The following is a 20,495-nucleotide window of genomic DNA, read 5'->3' as shown; positions in this document are numbered from 1 at the left end:
AACTGGTGAAAGTTAAACTAACACTTTTGGTGAATTTTATATTGACATTAACAAACACCTGCTATGACAAAGAAAAATGAAATTATCAAACCTTATGATGAAATGGATGATAAAGAAAAGGTTAAATTTAACGTGGAGCGTATTCAATATTTAGAAGCGGAAAATGAATACTTAAAAAAATTACGAGCCGTAGTTCAAGCACGAAAGAATCGACAATCAAAGAAAGAGTAAATATTGTCTTTGAATTATGGCTGAAGTATCCTTTAAAGATTCTTCTTAAAATATCTAAGATACCAAAATCAACATATTACTATACTGTTTCTAAAGTTGACAAGGATGCAGAGAACGATGAAGTGATGAATACTATCATTGATATCTTTTATACCCATAAGGAACGTTATGGATACCGCAGAATCACTTTATACCTTATTAATAAAGGATTCCATATCGATCACAAAAAGGTAAAGCGATTGATGAAGCGTATAGGGTTATATGGGATTACACCAAAAGCGAAATATAAATCCTATAAAGGTGATATGAATGGCACTGTGAAAAGGCAGCTGTTAAACAAAATAGCAGATGAAGAAAATCATAAGACATAATACGGAAGAGATTTTACAACTACAAAGTGTAATGAGAAATGGACAACCGATATATCCGAATTTCATATCGCTGCCAGTAAGCTATATCTGTCGCTGATATTAGATATGCATAGCCGTGAAATCATAATATTCAGTATATCAAACAACCCTAACTATAAACAAACACAAGAAATGCTTAATGACGCTTTTAAAATACATAAAAACTTAAAAGGACTGATTTTTCACTTGAATCAGGGATGGCAATATCAAATGCAACCGTATCATAAAGCATTAAAAGATCAAGGAATTATTCAATCCATGTCACAAAAAGGCAACTGTCTTGATAACTCACCAATGGAAAACTTCTTTGGAATTATGAAACGAGAAATGTTTTATGGACATGAATACGAATTTAAAACCTTAGATGAATTACAGATTGCCATGGAAGAATATATCGAATATTATAATACACAGAGAATTACAACAAAATTAAAAGGATTCACTCCTATGCAATATAGGAATCAATCCTTAATCAGTCAAGTATGTTAATACTTACTGTGTCCAACTTTATGGGTTCGCTTCATTTCAACTGTTTTTTTATTATTAAAAATCGAAATATATTATTTTAATAGATTAAAAATATTATTACAATAAAATATATACATAATAATAAAAAAATATCTTGAATAATCTTCTTTTATCTATTATACTATACGAGAAAAGAAAGGATGAGGCATATGCGAATGTATAAAATAACAAAAAAAGTATCTCAGAGTGCCTTGTTTTTATATTTTTATTGTTGTTAAACATATCAGTTTTTATTGATATGTTTTTTTATAGTAATTAAGGAGGATAAGTGATGAAAGCATACTTAATTTTAGAAGATGGCAGTATATTTGAAGGAACAAGTATTGGTGCAATAAAAGAAGTAGTTAGTGAATTCGTATTTAATACTTCGATGACAGGGTATTTAGAAGTGCTAACAGATCCTTCTTATGCAGGTCAGTCAGTTGTGATGACATATCCGTTAATTGGAAATTATGGAGTATGTTTAGAAGACCAGGAATCTAGTCGACCACAAGTAGAGGGTTTTGTTGTTAATGAGTTAGCGCGATTAGGAAGTAATTTTAGAAAAAATATTGATTTGGAAGATTATTTGAAACAGCATGATATTGCAGGAATTCAAGGAATTGATACACGTGATCTTACAAAGATTATTAGAACCAAAGGTTGTATGAATGGTATGATTACAACAACTAAATATGATGATTTAGATGAAGTGTTAAAAAAGATTCATGAATTTAAAGTAACTGGTGTTGTTGAACAAACAACATGTAAAGAAGCTTATACGATTGGTGAAGGAAATAAAAGAGTTGCTTTATTGGATTATGGGGCTAAAGCTAATATTGCTAAAAGCTTAGCTAAACGAGGGTGTCAAGTTACGGTTTATCCAGCTAGCACTTCAGCATCTGTAATTTTAAATGAAAAATATGATGGAATCATGCTTTCTAATGGTCCGGGAGATCCTGAAGAAAATGTTCAAATTATTGAAGAAATCAAATTAATGGCAAAAAGTGGAACACCGATTTTTGCGATTTGTTTAGGACATCAGTTAATGGCTTTAGCGCATAGTTTTAAAACTGAAAAAATGAAGTATGGTCATCATGGTGCTAATCATCCAGTTAAAGATTTAGAAACTGGTCGTGTTTATATTTCAACTCAAAATCATAATTTTGTGATTAAAGAAGATTCGATTGACCCAACAATAGCCAAACCATGGTTTATTAATGTAAATGATAAGACAATTGAAGGAGTTATTTATTTAAAAGAAAATATTAAAACAGTACAATTTCACCCAGAAGCATGTGCTGGTCCATTAGATACAGATGCTTTATTTGAGGAATTTACAAAAATGATGGAGGGAAAATAGAATGCCAAAAGATAGTAGAATAAAAAAAGTATTAGTAATTGGTTCAGGACCAATCATCATTGGTCAAGCAGCTGAATTTGATTATGCTGGAACTCAGGCTTGTCGGGCATTAAAAGAAGAAGGCCTTGAAGTAGTTTTGATCAATTCTAATCCTGCGACGATCATGACTGATAAAGATATTGCTGATAAGGTTTATATTGAACCGTTAACAGTTCCAGTTGTAAAAAGTTTAATTATTAAAGAACAGCCAGATAGTATTTTACCAACATTAGGTGGTCAAAATGCTTTGAATATTGCAATGGCTTTGGCTGATGAAGGGTTTTTAGAAAAGCATAATATTCGTACGATTGGAACATCGACAAATACAATTAAGTTAGCGGAAGATCGTCTAGAATTTAAGACATTAATGGAAAATATTAATGAGCCTTGTGCTGCTTCGCTAGTAGTAAATCATGTTGATGATGCTTTAGAATTTGCTAAAAAAATAGGTTATCCTGTAGTAGTTCGTCCAGCTTATACGCTAGGTGGTACTGGAGGGGGAATTGCTTATGATGAAACGGAATTACATGATATTTGCTCAAACGGGTTAAGATTATCTCGAGTGAGTCAATGCTTGATTGAAAGATGTATTTCTGGATGGAAAGAAATTGAATATGAAGTAATGCGCGATGGAGCTGGTAATTGCATTACGGTATGTAATATGGAAAACCTAGATCCTGTTGGGGTACATACAGGTGACAGTATCGTGGTAGCACCAAGTCAAACATTATCAGATAAAGAGTATCAAATGTTAAGAACATCAGCCTTAAACATTATCACGGCGCTTGATATTCAAGGAGGCTGCAATGTTCAATATGCCTTAAATCCTGATAGTTTTGAATATTGTGTTATTGAAGTAAATCCTCGAGTTAGTCGGTCTTCGGCCTTAGCTAGTAAAGCAACGGGATATCCGATTGCTAAGTTAGCAGCTAAAATTGCTTTAGGATATACTTTAGATGAAATTGTAAATGCCGTAACCGGTAAAACATATGCTTCATATGAACCAACCCTAGATTATATTGTATGTAAAATTCCTAAATGGCCATTCGATAAATTCGTTGATGCTTCAAGGGAATTAGGAACACAAATGAAAGCGACTGGAGAAGTTATGAGTATTTGTAATAACTTTGAGGGGGCTTTGATGAAAGCGATTCGCTCATTGGAACAAAATTTATACTATTTACATTTAGATGAGCTTGCTAATAAAGATGTTGATTATCTACGAAAGAAATTAAAGGATGTTGATGATCAAAGAATTTTTGCGGTAGCTGAAGCCTTACGACAAGGTATTAGCGAAGCAGAAATTCATGATATTACTAAGATCGATTTATGGTTTATTGATAAAATAAAACATTTAATTGAAGTAGAAACAGAACTTAAAAATAATGAATTGAGTGTAGAGTTATTAAGAAAAGCCAAACGTTTAGAATTTCCTAATCGAATCATTGCTTTATTAACTGGTAAAAATGAAGCAGATATCAAGAATATGTGTAAAGAAAATGATATTATAGCTGTCTATAAAGTAGTTGATACGTGTGCAGCTGAATTTGATGCTACAACACCATATTATTATTCTGTTCATGGTGGTGTTAATGAAGTTGACCCTGCTGATGATAAAAAGAAAATTATGGTTTTAGGATCAGGACCGATTAGAATTGGCCAAGGAATCGAGTTTGATTATTGTTCAGTTCATTGTGTTTGGGCTTTAAAAGAAGCTGGTTATGACACTATTATTGTTAATAATAATCCTGAGACAGTAAGTACTGATTTTGATATTGCTGATCGGTTATACTTTGAGCCATTAACCCCCGAAGATGTTGAAAATATTGTTAATATTGAAAAACCAGATGGTGCAATTGTTCAATTTGGTGGTCAAACAGCAATTAAATTGACTAAAGCATTAATGGAAATGGGAGTTAAGATCTTAGGTACATCAGCTGATGATGTTGATGCTGCTGAAGATCGTGAAAGATTTGATGAAATTCTTGAAAAATGTGGAATTGATCGTCCTCGTGGTTCAACAGTCTTTACTGTAGAAGAAGCAATCGAAGTGGCTAATCGTTTAAAATATCCAGTTTTAGTTCGTCCTTCATATGTATTAGGTGGAGCGGGAATGGAAATTTGTTTAAACGATGGGGATGTTAAAAAATTCATGAAAATCATTAATCGTCAATTTCAAGAACATCCAATCTTGATTGATAAGTATTTGGCTGGTAAAGAAGTAGAAGTAGATGCAATCTGTGATAAAAATGGCATTTTGATTCCAGGAATTATGGAGCATGTTGAACGAGCTGGTGTTCATTCAGGAGATAGTATCTCTGTTTACCCAACTCAAAAGATCAAGCAGCATGTTAAAGATACTATTGTTGAATATACATCACGTTTAGCTAAGGCTTTAAATGTCATTGGTTTAATTAATATCCAATTTATTGTTTATGAAGATCAAGTATATGTAATTGAGGTAAATCCACGTTCTAGTAGAACGATTCCTTATATTTCGAAAGTAACAGATATACCAGTTGTTGATGTTGCGACGCATGTTATAATGGGAAAAACTATTAAAGAACAAGGATATGATTATGGGTTAGCACCAGAAAAGGAAACTATTGCAATTAAAATGCCAGTATTTTCTTTTGAAAAAATTAAAGGTGCTGAAATTAGCCTTGGTCCAGAGATGAAATCAACAGGAGAGGTGCTTGGAATTTCAACGGATTATGATGAGGCAATTTATAAAGCATTTATCGGTAGTGGAATAAATTTACCAAAGAAAAAGAATATTATTTGTACGATCAAAGATTCAGCTAAAGATGAGTTCTTACCGATTGCTAAACAGTATTATATGTTTGGTTATGATTTATATGCAACTGAAGGAACATATAACTTCTTAAAAGAACATGATGTACCTGTCAGCTTAGTAAATCGAATCAATGCTAAAAGTAATACCTTATTTGATTTAATGTTGACAGATACGGTTGATTTAGTTATTGATATTCCAACTAGAAATGACAATCTTAAAGATGGTTTCTTAATTAGACGATTTGCGGTTGAAGCAGGAATTCCGATTTTTACATCATTAGATACAGCGCAAGCATTGATTACTAGTTTAGAAAAACGTCATAAAGGAGATGTCTCACTTATTGATATTACAAAATTAAAATAATTTAAAAAGAAACGATTGATTAAATTATTTTTAATTAATCAATAATTCCACTAGGAGTGATAAAGTGAATGTAAAGATTTATGAATTTGATGCAATTATCAAAAAAGTACCTGATATAGATGGTGCATATGTTGATTTTCCTTTTGATGTAAAAAAGGAATTCGATCAAGGACGAGTTAAAGTGACAGCAACTTTTGATGGAGTTGAATATCATGGGATTCTGGTGAAAATGAAAACACCAAATCATATTATTGGATTACGTAAAGATATCCGTAAGTTGATAAACAAGCAGCCAGGTGATATAGTGCATGTTACGATTCAAGAAAGAAAATAATAAAAAAGCTTATCATGTATTGTCTAATTTCCAATACATATAAGCTTTTTTATATTCGATCTATTAAGATATTCATAAATCTTTTATTATTTTCTAGGATTTTAAATACTAATGCTCCTATGATCAGAACAATTAATTCACCAATTGCAACATATAAAGCATTGATTAAATAGGGAATTTGGTAAGCATACCAAAGCTCACCACCGATAATTATACCTGTTGTTAGTGCTCCAACTGTAGCTGCTAGATAACGATTTTTAATTATGTACATAAATATACATACTATTATTGTACTAGTTGTTCCAAAGATTACGTCAAGTAATCCCATTGGCGAAAACAGGTTTGCAATAATACATCCGATTGTTAAACCAGGAATATATTTTTTATTGTAAAAAGCTAGAAAGACCATTATTTCAGATAATCTAAATTGAATTTCTGAATATGCGATAGGTGAGATTGCTAAAGTGAGTACAGCATAAATACTTGCAATCATTGCATTGATTGCAATTAGTTTTACTGAGATATTTTTGTTCATTATATTTATTCCTTTCGTTATACTATTTTCACTTATATGTCACCTCATTGAAAACAAGAATATTATATATGATTTTAAACTAAATAACTAGAGATTTAAAATAATTATATTAATTTATCTTAATGAAAAATATGAATATTCATAAATCAAATTATGATGAAGTATAATGATAAGAATATAAAATGATTTTAGTTAACTTCAGATTGCTTATTTAGGTGAATAAGCAGGTAAAAAAATTGTACTGTCATTGTGGAAACATAACAGTAACAGTTATTTGCTCTTATTAGAACTTTTTTTGGTATAGTTCTATTTCTAAGGTAAATGTATATTTACTTTCCTTTATTTATGTTATTTCAAAATTTTTTTATCCCAAATTTTGAAATTTACATGGCATATTTTAATTGAGAATAATTTACTTGATAAGTTATTCATCAAATTTATTAATATAATAATGAGTTAAGCTATCAATTAATTCAGGTTTGGTTTCTAATATTTGATAATACTCAATCAAGCTGTTTTTAGCATTAGAACATGCATATTGACAGGTTTTCTTTTTACATTTGACGTTAATGTCATAACAAGTTGAATAACACACATTACATATATGAACATCCAAACATAGATTGTATTTTTATAAGAGTAAAAGTTTCTATGTTTGTTTCGTATATTGGTTTTTCTATTTCACATATTTGATTAAGAGGCCAATATTTAATGGGATCAATATTCCTAAAATTTTGTGTGAAAAATAGTGTTATCGAATCATTTTCGCTAAAGTAGCTGTTGATACCAACATTTTTTAAATTTTCAAAACTCACATATGGGTAGTTGGAGAAAAAAGATTTTGATTTTCAAAAAAACTTTAATATTATCCATTTTTTGAAAAGAGGATGATGGACAGATGACACTATTTATAGATATGATGTTAATAGCTTTTTATTGATATATTAAAATAGAGTTGTTGGAATTAGATGGATATGATATTTAGAGTATATTAAATGATGCCGATATTATAAAGAATAATAGAAAAGAGGTATTAAATTATTATTAGGATAATATATATGTGATGTAATTATAATATTATAATAGTAAATTTATTTGTTTTTATTAATAAATTAGCTTAGGGATATAACAAATTTAATAAAAGTTCATAAAAAGTTCATAAAAAATAAAAAAAGTTTATGTTTTCTATATGAATTTTGTTAAAAAAATATTATAATTAACTTGTTGGTGAAACAGTCTTTTATATCATACACTTTTTAACAGTACTATGTTAAAAATTAGTCTTTTGTAAAAATATTATATGTATTTATATAAAATATTTAATGTTTTAAGGATTTATACAAGTTGAAATGTTTAAAAAGATAAAAACATAAATAAAAAGTACAAAGACTAGTTCAACAGATATTGTTAAAATATAAGTTGTAAGATTAAAGGGCTTACAATTAGGTCTAGCGAAGGGAGGAATTTATATGCCTAATATAGTTCTAACAAGAATCGATGAACGTTTGATTCATGGACAAGTGGCTACTCAATGGTCTGGTGTTATCGGAGCTAACTTATTATTAGTTGCCAATGATAAAGTTGCAGAAGATACTTTTAGACAAGGGTTAATGGACATGGCAGCACCTAGCTATGCTCAAACTCGCTATTGGACAATTGAAAAAACGATCAATACGATTCATAAGGCATCGGATCGTCAAATGATTTTTATCATTTGTGATAACCCTCACGATGTTTTACGTCTAGTCGAAGGTGGAGTACCAATTAAGAAGGTAAATATTGGTAACATGCATATGGCTGATGGAAAACGTCAAGTAGCTACATCTGTTGCAGTAAATGATGCTGATGTAGCAGCCTTTAAGAAATTGATGGATTTAGGAGTTGAACTGGAAATTAAACGTGTTCCAGATACACCTACTGAAAACATCGAAAAATTATTTAAATAGGAAAAGGGAATCTGTATTAACAGATATTTGAAAGGAGAACGAACATGGATGTAAATATTATCCAAGCTTTATTGGTTTTTATTGTTGCATTTATCATGGGTATTGACCAATTCAGTTTCTTGGAATCGTTGTATCAACCAATCGTAACATGTCCTATCATTGGAGCAATCTTAGGTGATTTCCAATTAGGTGTTGTTGTTGGGGGGGCATATCAGTTAATTCAAATTGGTAGTATGCCAATTGGTGGAGCACAACCTCCAAATGCAATTTTAGGTGGAATTATGGCAACAGTTTTCGCAGTTTCTTTAAATATGGAAGCAACTGCTGATGGTGTAGGGGCAGCAATGGGATTAGCTATTCCATTTGCAGTATTCGGTCAATACGCTGTAACATTAACATTCACAATCATGTCTGGTATGATGGCTAAGGCTGATGAATGTGCAGCTAATGCTGATGTTAAAGGTATCCGTAACATCAACTTTATTGAAATGGGTATTTTAGGAACTTTATTTGGTATATTAGCTGTAGCTGGTTTATATGGTGGTTCTGCATTAGGAACAACTTTAAAAGATTTATCATTTGAATATTCATGGGTAATGGGTGGATTAGATGCAGCTGGTGCAGCTATGAAATTTGTAGGATTTGCAATCTTAATGAAAGTTATGATGTCAGGAGAAATGTGGGGATTCTTACTTGCAGGTTTCGCTATGGCACTTATCTGTAAATTAAATCCAGCAACAGACGGTGCAACATTGTTATTATGTGCATTCGTAGGTGTTGCAATTGCAATCTATGATTATCTAATTCATACTAGAATTAAAAATAGTGTAGGAACTAATACAGGAGGTGAGTCAGATGGCATATAATATTCCTGAAAGATATCAAGATTTAACTCCAGCTCCTCAGTTGGATAAGAAAACTTTAAATAAAATGGTATGGATGTCATGTTTCTTACAAGCATCATTCAACTATGAAAGAATGCAAGCCTGTGGATGGTTATGGGGAATGTTACCAGGTCTTCAAAAAATTCATACTAATAAAGAAGATTTAAAAGCTTCTATGGCTCATAACTTAGACTTTTTAAATACTCACCCATTCTTAGTAACATTTGTTATGGGGATCGTTTTATCATTAGAACAAAATAAAGCTGAAACAAGCACTATTCGTTCAGTACGTATCTCTGCAGCTGGTCCATTAGGTGGTATCGGTGATGCATTGTTCTGGATGACATTAGTACCAATTGCTGGTGGTTTAACATCGAATATTGCTATGGATGGTTCTATTCTTGGAGCAATCTTATTCTTAATTATTTTCAATGTTGTGCAATTTGCAATTCGTTGGTGGTTAATGCATTGGTCTTATGGTTTAGGAACAAAAGCTGTTACTATGCTTACTTCTAATGCAAAAGAATTTACTCGTGCAGCAAGTATCTTAGGTATTTTCGTTGTAGGTGGATTAATTGCTGCTTATGGAAGTACTAGTTTACGTATAGTTGTTAGCCAAGGTGCTAAAGTTATTGATATTCAAAGTTTATTAGATGGTATTTTACCAAAATTAATACCATTATTAATTACTTTAGGAATCTATACTTTAATTAAAAAAGGATGGACTCCAGTAAAATGTATTATATTGATCCTAGTTGTAGGTATCGTTGGATGTGCATTTGGTATTTTTGCTGGAGATTCTAAAGCTCAAGATGATAAAGGTAATACTATTCCTGGAGGATATACTCCACTTGTTGAATGGTATGAAATTCCTGAAGCTACAGAATAAAAATTTAATTTTAATATTAAATAGAATGTTAGGGGTTATGGTTCGATTGGATCGTAACCCTTTATTTTAAATAACAAAAGGAGTGAACGATTGATATGAATTCAATTACTATGGCTGTTATATTTATTTTATTCCTTGGATTCTTTATTGTACAAATAGTCAAAAAATTTTTACTTAGTAACTTAGATAGTTCAATTATGAAAAAAGATTACTCATTAACTGAAAAGATGTCTGATATGCCATTTTCTAGACGAGTTTTAGGAGATTATACATGTGATTTATATAAAATTAAAGCTTATTATCTTGATAAAAATATTGAGAAGTTTGATGAAATGTTAATACATATTTTAAAAACTGATTATAAGAATCCTGAAGATAAAAAGGCCTTTATTGTATTGTATTATCATATATTTATACTTAAAGAGAATAAAAAATATGCAGATATTTTGCTAAATGAAATCAATAAATATGAAGATGAAAATTTTAAAAAATATAATCAGCAGGCTTATGAAGTAATGATCAACAAACGTAATGATTTAACTGAAGAAATGGATAAACAAATTGATTCAAAAAAATTTTATGGCTTTTCTTTAGGTGTCATTTTGTATATGATAGCAATTCAATATGAAAGATTAGGTGATAATAAACGTGCTATTACATATTTTCAAAATGCAATAGTTTGTTTTAATCCAAAAGAAAAATATGTTTCTTTTTCAAAAGAGCATATTAAAAAATTAGAAATAAACAAGGAATAGTTTGTTCCTTTTAGGAGAATAAGATGAAATATAAAGGAGTAATTTTTGATTTTAATGGAACGTTATTCTATGATACACCATTTCATAATATTGCCTGGCAAAGAGTGACTAAAGAAATAACGGGTAAAGATTTGAATGAGGAATTAAGAGTTAGAATGCATGGCAAAAATAATAAAGAGATTTTGTACTGTATTCAACCGGATATGAAAGAAACAGATAGTATATATTATTCAAAATATAAAGAAAAAGTGTATCGCGATATTTGTTTAGAAAATCCTGATAAATTACATTTAATGAGTGGTGCAGTTAAATGTTTTGATTATTTAAAAGATAATGGAATTCCTTTTACTATTGCAAGTGCATCGATTAAAGATAATATCGACTTTTTTATCAAAACATTTGAATTAGATAAATGGTTTGATATTAATAAAATTATTTATGATGATGGGAGTCATATAAATAAAATCAGTATGTTTAATGACGCTGCAAAAATTTTGCATGTTAATATTGAAGAATGTATTATTTTTGAAGATAGTAAAACTGGAATTGAATTTGCCAAAGAAGTTGGTGCGGGTCTAGTTGTTGGAATTGGTGAAGATTTTGATAAGTTATCTAATTATGGTGCAGATCATTGTATTACCAATTTTACTGAATTCGATTATAGTAAATATTTATGATGTTATGGTTTTGGAAGTGACTGAGAATCATTTCCTTTTTTTTGTAAATAAAAACAGGGAACTATCCCTGTTTTTATAAGCTATAATTAGTAAATTTTATTTTTCAATACTTTGGATACTGTATCTTGAAGCTCTTACAATATTTCCTTTACTAATCTCTACATCAATTGTATCATCTTTTGAAATTTTTACAATCCGACCATAAAGACCACCTGCAAAAATTACTTTGCTTCCTACTTTTAATGTAGTGTGAACTTCACCAACTATTTTACGGCGTTTCTTCATATTAATACTTGAAATTATTATAAATATAATTCCACAAATAAGAAGCAAAACACTGACAGTTATACAAGTCCATAAAATAACTTCCCAATTCATTCTTTAGATTCCATCCTCATCGTTATTATCTTCTTTATGGGCAGTGAAAGCAAATTTAACAATGCTGTCTTTACCCGTAGAGATGGCCATATTAGTTAATGTTTCTAATGAATCAACAAATTCTTTGGCCATAGATAATTCTATCACCATTGGTAGATTTGCGCCACCAATAACTTCCATTTGTTTATCATTTTTTACAGAAAGTTCTACAGCAGTTTTAAATGGTGAACCACCAGTTAAATCACATAAGAATAAGATTCCATCAACATTAGCTAATGAATCGATAGCAGTAGATAATTTACCTGCTAAATCATCAACACTATCCTTTTCTTCAAAATCAACAAAACACATGTTTTCTTTTTCGCCAGCAATTAATCTTAATGAAGATTGTAATCCTGTAGCAAAATTCCCATGACCTGTTACAATTAATCCCAACATCTTTTCTATTCTCCTTTACTATATGGATATAATGTTACTCCCTTAACAACACGGTTTACTTCTCCTGTTGGACAAGGGTTATCAGGTGTTTTACCCATAGATAATGATTTTAATACAGCAATTACTTGAGCAGCAATGATGTAATCAAAACCTAATAATATATTATCAAATTTACCGTCAATGTCAAATGTAATTACATAATCTACTAATTCTTTAATTTCTTCACATTCACCATTCATTACAGCAACGATTTTGTTTCCTTTTCTTTGACCGCTCATTTCTTTGATTAAATCAATTTCGTATTGGCGAGAATATTCATTATCACTAATATATACAACTGTTAAAGTGTCATCATCAACAATTGATTTAGGACCATGTCTGAATCCTAATGGAGTATCATACATAGTAACAACTTCACCAGCAGTTAATTCTAACATTTTTAATGCAGATTCTTGAGAGATTCCTTTTAAAGCATTACTTCCAAGGTATACGATACGTTTAAAGTTATATCCATCAACGATGTCTTTAGCCATAGTATATTGATTATCTAAGAAGTTTTGACCAGCAGTAGCAATTTTTTCTACTTTAGCAATAGATTCATCTAGATTATCCAAATTGAAAGCTAAGAAAGTTGCTAAATACATATTTGAGAAACTTGATGTCATTGCAAATGATTGGTCATGAGTTTCATCAGTTAAATTAATTGCAAAGCAATTATCGCTATCAGCTGCTTTTTTAGATAAAGCACCATTTTTATTACATGTTACAAATAAATGATATAAGTTATCACATACTTCTTCAGCTACATCAATAGCTCCAACTGATTCTGGTGAGTTACCAGATCTACCGAAACTAATTAATAAAGTTGGTTTAGTTCTAGATAAGTAGTTTTCTGGTGTAGCTACTAAATCTGTAGTTCCGTATGATTTAGCTTTATAATTTAATTTTTTGTTTAAATATGAAAATAATGTATTTCCTACGAATTCACTAGTTCCAGCTCCTGTTAGAATAACATCAAAATCATCTTGTGTAATTACTTGATCAATAAAAGCTTTTAATTCATCTTTCATTGAAGCTACTTGTTGACAAGTTTTTTTCCAAGTAGCAGGTTGTTGGTAAATTTCAGTTAAAGTGTAAGTACTTTTTGTTTCACTCATTTGAGTCTCATTAATATCGAAAATAGTTTTTGTCATTTTTCTTCTCCTTTTCTTTTCTATATTGTCTACAATTCACATTATATCAAGCAAATTCAAATAAACAATAGTTAAACTAAAAGTGATAATTAGTTTGTTGAAAATTACAAAATTTATTAATTATTAAAATATTTACCATTTAAACTAAAAAATAATAAATAAAGTGATATAATAGAATTGTTAAAAAAATAAATTTGAAGTTAAGAACTTCAAAGCTTAAATAGGAGGAAATATAAGATGATTATTCAAAGTAAAAAGATTTGGTTAGCAGATCAATTTGTTTCTGGACAAGTTGAAGTTGTAGATGGAAAGATTACTGGTATTTATGATTATAATGAAAAAGCTGTTGATAAAGATTATGGCAATAATTGGGTATTACCAGGATTTATTGATGTACATTGTCATGGAGCCTATGGATTTGATACAAATGATGCTGAAGAAGAAGGGTTAAGATATTGGTTAAAGAATATTGTTAATGAAGGGGTTACGGCTTTACTTCCTACAACAATTACGCAAAGCGAAGAAGTCTTAACAAATGCAGTGGCTAATGTTGCTAAGGTAGTAAAAGATGGTTATGAAGGGGCAGAGGTTTTAGGAATTCATTTTGAGGGTCCTTATCTTGATATGGTTTATAAAGGTGCCCAACCAGAACAATACATTGTTAAACCAACAATTGAACAATTTAAAAGATATCAGGAAGCAGCTAATGGATTGATTAAATATATTACCATGGCGACTGAAACAGATGAAGATTTTGCTCTTACTAGATATTGTGTAGAAAATGGAGTTGTTGTTAGTATTGGACATTCCGCTGCTACTTATGAACAAGCAGTTAGAGCTTACGGATATGGAGCTCGTTCAATGACTCATGTATATAATGGGATGACAGCATTTAATCATCGTGCTAATGGATTGGTCGGTGGTGCTTATCGAATTAGAAATATGTATGGAGAAATTATTTGTGATGGTAATCATTCTACTTTGGCTGCGTTAAATAATTATTTTACTTCTAAGGGGCCAAATTACAGTATTATGGTATCAGATGCTTTAATGGCTAAAGGTTCTCCTGCGGGCTCTAAATTTATTTTTGGAGGAAATGAAATAGAAATTTATGAAGACGGAAGTGCTCACTTAACAAGTACAGGTGGCTTAGCTGGTTCTACTTTGAAATTAAACCAAGGTTTAAGAATTCTAATCGAGGAAGCTTTAGTACCTATTAATACAGCAATTAACTCATGTACGATTAATCCTGCTAAATGTTTAAAAGTAGATGATCGTAAAGGTGCAATCGGAGTAGGGTATGATGGTGATTTGGTTGTTTTAGATAAAGATTATGAAGTAATACAAACTTATTGTAAAGGAAAGGAAATGATTAATGGTACAAAATAAAAGTAACAAAAATAATAATAGTAAAAATATTACAGGCAGAAATATATATTTAGATAATCATGGACAAACTGTGTTTTATGATGCTTTAACGAAAAAAGGATATATAATTGATACTAAAGTAGAAAATAAGTTTTATTTATTAAAAAATCGTTTTTTTCTAGTTGCGATTGCTGTAATATTATTTAGTGAATATTTTAGTAATTGGATCCAAGCAGTAGCTGTTGGAATTGTAGCTTGTGTCCTTGTAGAAGGATATTATAGATTTATGTTTTTGCGAGGGTTAAGGGAAGCTAAAAAGTTTGATCGTGAAAAGCGTCAAACGATGTTAAAAGCAACTATCGAATCTAACGAACCAAGAAAAGTCCTTTTAAGAGCTGTCTTGTATTGTGCTTTTGCAATCTTAATTATTGCTAATGCATTGATGATGAAAGCCGATATAGCTATAATAGTTATTAGTATACTTTTATGTGTTGCAGCTAGTTATTGTGCAGTTATAAATGTAATTGCATTGATTAAAATGAAATAAAAAGTTTACAAACCTTTTATTGACATTATAATGTTTATTATGATAAACTTTCTAAGTAAATGGATTGTTACTATTTAATTAGGCAAGACCGATATACAGCTTTTTTACTGTATGTCGGTCTTTTGATTTTAATAATTCATTTATAAAATTTTATGGAGGAGAAAAAATGACAAAATTTTGGGACAAGGCTTTAAAGTCTTCATTAGCACTGTTGGTAGTATTTAGTACCCTGTTTTTAGTTTCACCAAGTATTAAGGTTGAAGCTAAAGAAATAGAGTATGAAATTTATCCAACTCCACACGAATTAACTTATAATAGTAATGATTATGTTATTCGTTCGCAGGTAAATGTGGTATTTGAAGATGAAATTGATGAACCAACTAGAAAAAGAATGACGGAAGTATTAGAGTCAAAAAACAAACAAATTAGTACTTCGAATCAAAAAGTAGATGGTAAAACAAATATTTTAGTTGGTACATATAAATCAAATGGATATGTAGATAACTATGTAAAAAACAATTATAATGTTGAAGAAAGTTTATTTGATAAATTTGGGGCAAATTTTGTAGCTTCAAATAATGGTGAAATAATTATTTTAGGAAAAGATACTGATGGAGCATTTTATGGTATTACTTCTTTAAAACATATTTTTAATCAAATGGATGGTTCTACAATTCGTAATTTTGAAATCAAAGATTATGCTGATACCAATACTCGTGGTTTTATTGAAGGATATTATGGTATTCCATGGTCTAATGAAGATAGAAAGTCATTAATGAAATTTGGTGGTGATTTCAAAATGACTTCATATGTATTTGCACCAAAAGATGATTCATATCATAAAGAATTGTGGCGTGAATTATATCCTGAGGAAGAACTTAATGATATTAAGGAAATGGTACAAGTAGGAATTGATTCAAAGTGTCGTTTTGTATGGACTGCACATCCATTTATGGGGGGATTTAATGCTTCTAAAGCAGATGAAGAAATTGCAGCATTACTTAATAAATTTGATCAATTATATGATGCTGGTGTACGTCAATTTGGGGTATTAGGTGATGATGTTGGTAGTTTAGATCGTAGTGTAGTTATTCAAATGATGAATAGTGTATCTGAATGGGCTAAAGCTAAAGGTGATGTTTATGATTCAGTATTTTGTCCAGCAGGATATAACCATTCTTGGCAAGGAAATTATTCTGAATTAAATGATTACGATGCTGAATTTCCAGATGATGTGCAAATTTTTTGGACTGGAGAGGCAGTATGCCAACCAGTTGAACAAAAAACTTTAGATCATTTTAAAACTTATCTTCTTCCAGAAGGTGTATCAGAAAGAAGAAGTCCGTTATTTTGGTTGAACTGGCCAGTTAATGATATTAATGGTGGTCGTTTAATGATGGGTAAAGGTAGTTTATTACATACGGATATCAATATTGAAGATTTAAATGGTGTAGTAACTAATCCTATGCAAGAGGCAGAAGCTTCTAAAGTAGCAATTTTTGCAGTAGCTGATTATTCATGGAATGTTAAAGATTTTAATGATGATCAAAATTGGGAAGATGCATTTAAATATGTAGATAAAGAAGCTAGTGAGGAATTACATACGTTAGCTAAACATATGTCTAATCCAGAACCAAATGGACATGGTCTGGTTTTGGCAGAGTCAGAAGAGTTACAACCATTGATTAATGAATTTAAAAATAAATTAGCTAATAATGAATCGATAATTGAGATTGGAAATCAATTGATTAATGAAATGAATATAATCATTGATGCATGTGATGGTTTTCATGCGAATAGTAAAAATGAAAACTTGAAAGAAGAGTTGTTACCTTTTACAAATTCTTTAAAAGATTTAACTACTGCAATCAAAGATTTTACTGAATCTTCAATTGCAATTGAAAAAGATGATATGGTTACAGCTTTTAATAAATATTCTAATGCATCATCAAGTTTAATTAATAGTCAAAATCATGTACGTAAGTTATTAAATGGTACAGCGATGGTTAGCCCTGGATCAACTCATTTAATTCCTTTAGTACAAGCATTACAAGAAAAATTATCAGGACCAATTAATGAGTATGTAGCAGGTGGTGAAGTAGAACAGCCTTTAGTTATTAGTGCATCATCAAATATTACTTCTTGGTATTCTGGAAAAATTGAAGATATTGTTGATGGAAATAAATCAACTGCAGCATGGCATGATGGTTATGAAACAGCTGGTCAGTATTTCCAAGTTGATTTAAGTAAACCAACTACCATTTATGGTGTTAATATCTTGAATGGTACTACTGATAAACCACAAGATACATTTGGGTATGCTAAATTACAATATTCAACAGATGGAACTACATTTCAAGATCTAAATAAAGAAGTATATGGGGAATATGTTTCAGAAGTAAATGTATCTAATATAGAAATTGAAAATGTAGTTGCCGTGCGTTATATTTGTACCGAAACTAGTAGTGGTAGAAAATGGCCAGCAATGCGTGAATTTACAGTTGTTACACAACCAGTACAACAAGAAGAGTTTACTAAGGAAGTAATTTATACTCCAGATGGTTGGATTGCTAGTCAAAGTGAATTAAATAAAATTATTGATGGTAATTTAGATTCATTAGTACACTTTAATGTAAGACAAAGTGGTTATCCTGATGCAACTAATTCAATGATTCCTGGTGATTATATTGGAGTTAAGCTATCAAAACCAATCACCCTAGGAAAAATTAATATTCTTCAAGGACGTAATGATAGTGACAGCGATTATATGAAAAATGCCAAATTACAATATTCTTTAAATGGAGAAGATTGGATTGATGTTGGTAATGTTTATAAAAATACAATTAATGTGGTAGCTGATTTATCAGATCAGAATATTACTGCTCAATACGTTCGATTAGTTAATACTGAAAATCAAAATAACTGGTTTGCAATTAGAGAATTTAGTGTTAATGCAAAAGTTTATCACAATGGTAAAGTATTTACTAATGTTGGAGAATATAACACTCTAACTGCTGATTATTTTGATGATATAGCTAATATTACACCAGTTCAAGATATTACTTTAGCAAAAGATGAGTATATTGGATTAAAATTAGATCGTATACATGAAATTAAAAACATTGTTAGCGATTTAACTACTAATAATGTAATTATTCAAGTTTCGAAAAATAATTACGAATGGGAAACAGTGACAGCTGGTGATATTTATAAAGATGCACGTTATATTAGAATTATTAATAATCAAGATACAAGTGTTACTTTTAATATCAATGAATTTGTTGTCAATACAGTTGAAGTTAACGAAAAGAAAATTAATAGTACTAATTTTTCAGTAGTAAATCCATTAAATGTATTTGATGGAGATTGGACAACAGCTACTGCTTATGAAAATTCACAAAATGTTGGTAAATACTTTGTATATGATTTAGGTCAAGTAATTGATATGACTTCGTTCAAAGCTATCTGTACAGATAGTGAGTGGGATTACCCTCGTCATGGTAAATTCTCTGTGTCTACAGATGGAGAAAATTGGGTTGATATTATGACTTTAGGAAATCAGAGTGAAGTTAATCCTGGTGAAGCTGAAAATACTGATGAAATTGGATTTGTTTTACCAGATCATGAAATATCATATAACACTAAGAAAGTAACAGACTTAAATGTTAAAGCTCGTTATTTGAAATTTGAAATTACTAAAACAAAAGTTGGAGCAGATAAGTGGGTTAGATTCCAGGAATTAGAAATAAATGATGGTGAATATATACCGTCTATTAATAATCCTACATATACTTCAAATACTCAAGAAACAAGAAATGGTCTATTTAGCTATATGACTGATAGTGATATTTCAACTATGTTTATTCCTAAGGATGCAAATAGTTATGTAAATTATTCATTATCAACTAAGAATAATGTTAATACTATAAAAATTATTCAAAATGCTGCTATTATTTCTAATGCTAGTGTGGAAGCTAGAGTATTGGATAATACCGGAACGACTCAGTGGATTAATCTAGGGACTTTAAGTCAAGCAATTAATGAATTTGTATTAAGTGAAGACACAATTTTATTAGATGTAAAAATTGAATGGGGTGATGTAATTCCAAATATTACAGAATTATCAACATATCAATCAACATTTAACAATGTTAATACAGATAATTTACAATCATTAATTAACAATAAAGAAAATACATCAACATGGACTGCGCCATCTGTAGGAGAATATAATATAGCATATAATGCTGGTAAAGCGGTGCTTGAAAGTAGCTATGTATCGCAAACAACAGTTGATAATGCTGTACAAGCAATTAATAATGCAATTGAAAATAGATTATTAAAAGGTGATATTACAGAATTACAAAAATTAATTGATAATGCTTTAACTGATGAAAATAATTACACAACATCTACTTGGTTAGTTTATCACAAAGCAATTAACGCAGTTAAAAATGCAATTCAAAATGTTGATAATATATCAGAAAATGATGTTTCAGTATTAATTGATAATGTTAATCTTGCTCGTGATGGTTTAGTATTTAATCCATCCAATCAAGAAGAAGCTATTATTACAATTGAAAGTGAAAATGATTTTATTGCTTCAATTGAGAAGCCTGAAGATATCTACACTTCAGCATCATGGCAAAATTATGTAGATGCTAAAACTGAACTTGAACAGTTGCTTTTGGATAATGAGACATCTCTAGTACATCCTGATGTATTTGCTAAAGCTCTAGATAAACTAACTAGTGCTAAGGATGGTTTAGAACCAAAGGTAAATGAGACAAATAAAATAGCATTATCAATCGCAATTGATATGGCTAATGCAGTAACTCAAG

At 30.1% G+C, this 20,495-nt stretch carries 17 protein-coding genes and 1 pseudogene; 14 read left to right on the top strand and 4 right to left on the bottom strand.

Annotation, left to right across the window (positions count from 1 at the left end; translation table 11 throughout):
- Window positions 1-63: 63 nt before the first annotated feature.
- The 6 genes and pseudogenes from ACLR9T_RS11510 to ACLR9T_RS11485 all read left to right on the top strand — a co-directional run bounded on the left by ACLR9T_RS11510 (window position 64) and on the right by ACLR9T_RS11485 (window position 6,044).
- A complete protein-coding gene (locus tag ACLR9T_RS11510) occupies window positions 64-231 on the top strand; it encodes a hypothetical protein (protein ID WP_413109665.1) in 168 nt (55 codons plus the stop codon).
- A gap of 125 nt (window positions 232-356) precedes the next feature.
- Window positions 357-602: an IS3 family transposase gene (locus ACLR9T_RS11505; RefSeq protein ID WP_413109664.1), complete on the top strand. Its 246-nt coding sequence runs from the start codon at window positions 357-359 to the stop codon at window positions 600-602.
- An 18-nt stretch (window positions 603-620) separates the two neighbouring features.
- Window positions 621-1,130, top strand: a pseudogene (locus ACLR9T_RS11500) (IS3 family transposase); the annotation flags it as partial.
- A 310-nt stretch (window positions 1,131-1,440) separates the two neighbouring features.
- Complete coding sequence (locus ACLR9T_RS11495; RefSeq protein ID WP_413109663.1) at window positions 1,441-2,511, top strand: carbamoyl phosphate synthase small subunit; 1,071 nt, start codon at window positions 1,441-1,443, stop codon at window positions 2,509-2,511.
- Window position 2,512: 1 nt separating this feature from the next.
- Complete coding sequence (gene carB, locus ACLR9T_RS11490) at window positions 2,513-5,710, top strand: carbamoyl-phosphate synthase large subunit (protein ID WP_413109662.1); 3,198 nt, start codon at window positions 2,513-2,515, stop codon at window positions 5,708-5,710.
- 64 nt (window positions 5,711-5,774) lie between these two features.
- Window positions 5,775-6,044: a DUF1905 domain-containing protein gene (locus tag ACLR9T_RS11485; RefSeq protein WP_413109661.1), complete on the top strand. Its 270-nt coding sequence runs from the start codon at window positions 5,775-5,777 to the stop codon at window positions 6,042-6,044.
- A gap of 49 nt (window positions 6,045-6,093) precedes the next feature.
- Here ACLR9T_RS11485 and ACLR9T_RS11480 read toward each other — a convergent pair whose 3' ends face one another.
- Window positions 6,094-6,579 (bottom strand): QueT transporter family protein, encoded by a 486-nt coding sequence (locus ACLR9T_RS11480; protein ID WP_413109660.1) that lies wholly within the window; start codon window positions 6,577-6,579, stop codon window positions 6,094-6,096.
- 1,469 nt (window positions 6,580-8,048) lie between these two features.
- On the opposite strand from ACLR9T_RS11480, the gene agaV reads away from it, so the two are divergent.
- The 5 genes from agaV (at window position 8,049) to ACLR9T_RS11455 (ending at window position 11,730) form a co-directional block, all read left to right on the top strand.
- The gene (agaV, locus tag ACLR9T_RS11475) at window positions 8,049-8,525 is read left to right on the top strand and encodes a PTS N-acetylgalactosamine transporter subunit IIB (RefSeq protein ID WP_413109659.1); all 477 of its coding nucleotides are present in this window, start codon (window positions 8,049-8,051) and stop codon (window positions 8,523-8,525) included.
- A 44-nt stretch (window positions 8,526-8,569) separates the two neighbouring features.
- Complete coding sequence (locus ACLR9T_RS11470) at window positions 8,570-9,391, top strand: PTS mannose/fructose/sorbose/N-acetylgalactosamine transporter subunit IIC (protein WP_413109658.1); 822 nt, start codon at window positions 8,570-8,572, stop codon at window positions 9,389-9,391.
- Complete coding sequence (locus ACLR9T_RS11465; RefSeq protein ID WP_413109657.1) at window positions 9,381-10,298, top strand: PTS system mannose/fructose/sorbose family transporter subunit IID; 918 nt, start codon at window positions 9,381-9,383, stop codon at window positions 10,296-10,298. Before ACLR9T_RS11470 ends, ACLR9T_RS11465 begins: the two co-directional genes overlap by 11 nt.
- A 95-nt stretch (window positions 10,299-10,393) precedes the next feature.
- Window positions 10,394-11,053, top strand: a complete 660-nt coding sequence (locus ACLR9T_RS11460; RefSeq protein ID WP_413109656.1) for a hypothetical protein — start codon at window positions 10,394-10,396, stop codon at window positions 11,051-11,053.
- 23 nt (window positions 11,054-11,076) lie between these two features.
- Window positions 11,077-11,730 carry an HAD family hydrolase gene (locus ACLR9T_RS11455; protein ID WP_413109655.1) on the top strand — a complete coding sequence of 218 codons (654 nt, stop codon included), beginning with the start codon at window positions 11,077-11,079 and terminating at the stop codon, window positions 11,728-11,730.
- 96 nt (window positions 11,731-11,826) lie between these two features.
- Here the strand turns inward: ACLR9T_RS11455 and yajC are convergent, their stop codons facing one another.
- Genes yajC through ACLR9T_RS11440 form a run of 3 tightly spaced genes read right to left on the bottom strand, consistent with a single transcriptional unit; the run spans window position 11,827 to window position 13,739 of the window.
- Window positions 11,827-12,108, bottom strand: coding sequence for a preprotein translocase subunit YajC (gene yajC, locus ACLR9T_RS11450; protein WP_413109654.1), 282 nt, complete (start codon window positions 12,106-12,108; stop codon window positions 11,827-11,829).
- Window positions 12,109-12,111: 3 nt separating this feature from the next.
- Window positions 12,112-12,546, bottom strand: coding sequence for a PTS galactosamine/N-acetylgalactosamine transporter subunit IIA (gene agaF, locus ACLR9T_RS11445; RefSeq protein ID WP_413109653.1), 435 nt, complete (start codon window positions 12,544-12,546; stop codon window positions 12,112-12,114).
- Window positions 12,547-12,551: 5 nt separating this feature from the next.
- Window positions 12,552-13,739, bottom strand: coding sequence for an SIS domain-containing protein (locus tag ACLR9T_RS11440; RefSeq protein WP_413109652.1), 1,188 nt, complete (start codon window positions 13,737-13,739; stop codon window positions 12,552-12,554).
- A 237-nt stretch (window positions 13,740-13,976) separates the two neighbouring features.
- Between ACLR9T_RS11440 and nagA the strand changes: the two genes are divergently transcribed.
- The 3 genes from nagA to ACLR9T_RS11425 all read left to right on the top strand — a co-directional run.
- Window positions 13,977-15,128, top strand: coding sequence for an N-acetylglucosamine-6-phosphate deacetylase (nagA, locus tag ACLR9T_RS11435; protein WP_413109651.1), 1,152 nt, complete (start codon window positions 13,977-13,979; stop codon window positions 15,126-15,128).
- Entirely contained in the window at window positions 15,115-15,654 is a 540-nt protein-coding gene (locus tag ACLR9T_RS11430; RefSeq protein WP_413109650.1) for a hypothetical protein, read from the top strand. The genes nagA and ACLR9T_RS11430 overlap by 14 nt, the downstream gene beginning before the upstream one ends.
- 166 nt (window positions 15,655-15,820) lie before the next feature.
- Window positions 15,821-20,495: beta-N-acetylglucosaminidase domain-containing protein (locus ACLR9T_RS11425; protein ID WP_413109649.1), on the top strand; the 4,675-nt coding region annotated here is incomplete at its 3' end.

The sequence above is a fragment of the Thomasclavelia sp. genome, assembly GCF_047249845.1.
Taxonomy (GTDB): Bacteria; Bacillota_I; Bacilli_A; order Erysipelotrichales; family Coprobacillaceae; genus Thomasclavelia.
The sequence above is the reverse complement of the archived record's forward strand: the minus strand, read 5'-3'. Positions and strand labels throughout refer to the sequence as shown.

What these genes read in the sequence shown, in the direction of transcription:
- agaF (WP_413109653.1), bottom strand. Translation starts at nt 12,546, where the DNA reads ATGTTGGGATTAATTGTAACAGGTCATGGGAATTTTGCTACAGGATTA.
- ACLR9T_RS11480 (WP_413109660.1), bottom strand. Translation starts at nt 6,579, where the DNA reads ATGAACAAAAATATCTCAGTAAAACTAATTGCAATCAATGCAATGATT.
- ACLR9T_RS11455 (WP_413109655.1), top strand. Translation starts at nt 11,077, where the DNA reads ATGAAATATAAAGGAGTAATTTTTGATTTTAATGGAACGTTATTCTAT.
- ACLR9T_RS11510 (WP_413109665.1), top strand. Translation starts at nt 64, where the DNA reads ATGACAAAGAAAAATGAAATTATCAAACCTTATGATGAAATGGATGAT.
- yajC (WP_413109654.1), bottom strand. Translation starts at nt 12,108, where the DNA reads ATGAATTGGGAAGTTATTTTATGGACTTGTATAACTGTCAGTGTTTTG.
- ACLR9T_RS11495 (WP_413109663.1), top strand. Translation starts at nt 1,441, where the DNA reads ATGAAAGCATACTTAATTTTAGAAGATGGCAGTATATTTGAAGGAACA.
- carB (WP_413109662.1), top strand. Translation starts at nt 2,513, where the DNA reads ATGCCAAAAGATAGTAGAATAAAAAAAGTATTAGTAATTGGTTCAGGA.
- ACLR9T_RS11470 (WP_413109658.1), top strand. Translation starts at nt 8,570, where the DNA reads ATGGATGTAAATATTATCCAAGCTTTATTGGTTTTTATTGTTGCATTT.
- nagA (WP_413109651.1), top strand. Translation starts at nt 13,977, where the DNA reads ATGATTATTCAAAGTAAAAAGATTTGGTTAGCAGATCAATTTGTTTCT.
- ACLR9T_RS11430 (WP_413109650.1), top strand. Translation starts at nt 15,115, where the DNA reads ATGGTACAAAATAAAAGTAACAAAAATAATAATAGTAAAAATATTACA.
- ACLR9T_RS11505 (WP_413109664.1), top strand. Translation starts at nt 357, where the DNA reads ATGAATACTATCATTGATATCTTTTATACCCATAAGGAACGTTATGGA.
- ACLR9T_RS11440 (WP_413109652.1), bottom strand. Translation starts at nt 13,739, where the DNA reads ATGACAAAAACTATTTTCGATATTAATGAGACTCAAATGAGTGAAACA.
- agaV (WP_413109659.1), top strand. Translation starts at nt 8,049, where the DNA reads ATGCCTAATATAGTTCTAACAAGAATCGATGAACGTTTGATTCATGGA.
- ACLR9T_RS11460 (WP_413109656.1), top strand. Translation starts at nt 10,394, where the DNA reads ATGAATTCAATTACTATGGCTGTTATATTTATTTTATTCCTTGGATTC.
- ACLR9T_RS11465 (WP_413109657.1), top strand. Translation starts at nt 9,381, where the DNA reads ATGGCATATAATATTCCTGAAAGATATCAAGATTTAACTCCAGCTCCT.